Source organism: Paraburkholderia sp. CNPSo 3281 (assembly GCF_024206515.1).
GTDB classification, from domain to species: domain Bacteria; phylum Pseudomonadota; class Gammaproteobacteria; order Burkholderiales; family Burkholderiaceae; genus Paraburkholderia; species Paraburkholderia nodosa.
Genome location: NZ_JAMBPS010000127.1, coordinates 1 through 2,506 on the forward strand (window position 1 = coordinate 1; position 2,506 = coordinate 2,506).

Here is a 2,506-nt window from a genome sequence, read left to right on the forward strand (position 1 = left end):
GCAGTGCGATTGAGCCAGCCATCGGCCACATGAAGACAGATGGCAAACTCGATCGGAACTGGCTGAAGGGAACGCTTGGTGACGCGATGCACGCTGTGCTATGCGGAGCTGGTCACAACCTGCGGATGATCCTGAGGAAGCTGCGGTTTTTTTACACCATTGTTCTCATCGCCCTGTTCATCCCTGTCGATCAGAGAGCATCCGCCGGCTGACGCCGACGACGGCCAAAACGAATTGTTCAGGGGCGACCAATTACTCTCGCGGATTCTTATGCACACAAATATGCGACATTCGTGCAAAACGTGGAGAACCTCGGAGGCAACGTCACATTCAATGTCCGGAATCCGAAAGTGGATGCTGCAGCGGGTCAGTATTTCAGTTTGTCCCAGATCTGGATCCTTGGTGGAGACAGAGCCTGCGGTGCAAACCCTCTTCAGTCAGAAGAGACCGGCTGGGTAGTCTCTCCTTCCATGTTTGCGGACAATCTGCCGCACTTCTTCATATACAGCACCGCCGATAACTACGCGAACACCGGATGCCGGAACAACAGCCGCGGGGATTTCGTGCAGATTTCGGAGAAAGCGGTGCTCGGGGGCGCGTTAGTTGACGTCAGTTTTCCCGGCGGTCAACAGCACGAGTTCAGTGCCGAAATCGTCGCTACGCACACGGGAACTGGTGGCTCTTTCGTAACGGCGTCGCGATTGGTTACTACCCCGCGGAGCTCTATCAAAGCGGACAGAACAGTCATAACGCGACGTCGATTGGGTTTGGAACAGAAACAACTGGGCTTACGTCTTGGCCAGGCGCGGGTAGTGGTAATTGGGAGAGTCAACTATATGGCCATGCAGCTTATCAGCGCAACCTCTACTACTACAAGGCCTGGGATGATCCGCACTTGTGGGGACAATCGAGTTGCTACCACGCGGCCGGGCCATTCAGCAACGGAGATGGCGGTAATATTCCCGCCGATAACCACGATCCGAGTTGGTGGACCCGATACACCTTCGTTGGTGGCCCGGGCGGAACACAGTGCAGATGAAGACGGCATAGAGCGCGCGATTAGTATTGTTCTATGATGCATAGCACCGCCTGACGCCCCGAGGCTTCGCGCTAGCGAGGTTTCCACATGTTGCGTTTGGCAATTGGTTCATCGAGGCCTTCTATGTGCGCGATGCCGAACGAGGCGGAGAGCTCACCCGGTGCCAGCCTTAAACTGCACACGAGAACCGTTCGACACCGACGCTCAAACCACCTTCCTGTCACCCAAAACAGGTATTGTAATTCGTAGGCCAAGCGTTCGCCGTCACTGACTAATTGCGTACGTCCGCTTACCGATATTCTGCACCGTCCTCTTCACGTCGAGTCAGGTTGATATCGGCAAATACAGGCAAGGCCCTAAGCCGGCCACGGTAATTCAACGTGCAGTCTATGGGATGGGGCGTGCGGGGTGCGCTGGTAATTGCGTCACCCGTCCCAATGCCCAGCACACGCAGGGCCATCGAGCTGCCAAGCGTCGAGTCACCGCGACAACGGCATCCTCTAACGACTCGAAAGCCCGCGAAAACAACCTGGATCGTCGTGGTCCGGTAGGCCAGCTCGCGTGCGGTTTCTTCAGTCGCCATCGTAAAACGCCTCCTCTGCCAGTATTAGCAGATCCGCTTTCGCTGCGTCCGTGGTCACGTTAATGCAAATGCCTGTCCATGTCGCTAGATAGACCCGGCGACCACGGAACTCGAGGAAGGGCTTCTCATCGCTTAGCTCGACCGCGGTGATCCGAATGATGCGCACCTCGGGATAGCGCTTTCGCCAAATTACCGCGGCTTCCAGCAGCGTCGGTTCGGTACAAACCAGCTCAGTTATCGCATGGATCTGTTCCACAGTAAGGCCCATGTCATTCGCACCCACCTGACACGCGCCGCGCCTCGACAGTTACCGGAAGCGTGGTGTCGTTCGCAAGTTCGGGCAACTGAAACTGCCAGCCGTTAGCAAGCGTAATACGTGCACCCCACAGCTGCGCTCCATCGATGGAGACGATTGGCTCCTCGAGATCCTTCTTCGGAACATAAGCCCTGAATACGCCATTGTCATCCTTTCGGATCGTGACCTTCACGTTTATATCTCCCGGGTTGGTTAAGCGATTCCCGCCGGACGTATGGCTGCGACAACCGGCGGATATGCCGCACGTGCGCAGTACGATGCCGCCTTATCCCACACAAACAGGCTGAGTTAAGGGAGTCCACCATCATCGAGCGGCTCACTAGTCCACTGCGTCATTGAATTGGCACCGGTCGAACCCGGCGCGATGGATCGTCATACTTCCACTTGATCGGCTTCGGGCTTTTGTTGTGCTCGCTGATATAGCGCATCAGTTTGCGATCCAGATCCTTCACCGAAGTGAAGATGCCGCGAGCGATCACATCGCGCTGGATGCGCGAGAACCAGTTCTCCACCTGGTTCAGCCACGACGAGTAGGTCGGCGTGAAGTGCAGGCGCACGTTGCGATGCG

Annotated in this window: 4 protein-coding genes and 2 pseudogenes; 3 read left to right on the top strand and 3 right to left on the bottom strand. The window is 56.4% G+C overall.

The genetic code is table 11. From position 1 onward, the window contains the following. The 3 genes and pseudogenes from M3I56_RS40350 to M3I56_RS41845 form a co-directional block, all read left to right on the top strand. Positions 1–212, top strand: a pseudogene (locus M3I56_RS40350) (IS5/IS1182 family transposase); the annotation flags it as partial. A gap of 138 nt (positions 213–350) precedes the next feature. Beyond that, positions 351–647: pseudogene (locus M3I56_RS41840) on the top strand (neprosin family prolyl endopeptidase); the annotation flags it as partial. A gap of 53 nt (positions 648–700) precedes the next feature. Further along, positions 701–1,039 carry a neprosin family prolyl endopeptidase gene (locus M3I56_RS41845; protein WP_375541885.1) on the top strand — a complete coding sequence of 113 codons (339 nt, stop codon included), beginning with the start codon at positions 701–703 and terminating at the stop codon, positions 1,037–1,039. 572 nt (positions 1,040–1,611) lie between these two features. Here the strand turns inward: M3I56_RS41845 and M3I56_RS40360 are convergent. From M3I56_RS40360 to M3I56_RS40370, 3 genes are all read right to left on the bottom strand, one after another. Beyond that, complete coding sequence (locus M3I56_RS40360; protein WP_254346621.1) at positions 1,612–1,890, bottom strand: hypothetical protein; 279 nt, start codon at positions 1,888–1,890, stop codon at positions 1,612–1,614. Position 1,891: 1 nt separating this feature from the next. Further along, positions 1,892–2,110, bottom strand: a complete 219-nt coding sequence (nifT, locus tag M3I56_RS40365) for a putative nitrogen fixation protein NifT (protein WP_133189640.1) — start codon at positions 2,108–2,110, stop codon at positions 1,892–1,894. Positions 2,111–2,270: 160 nt separating this feature from the next. Then, positions 2,271–2,506: transposase (locus M3I56_RS40370; RefSeq protein WP_254345934.1), on the bottom strand; the 236-nt coding region annotated here is incomplete at its 5' end.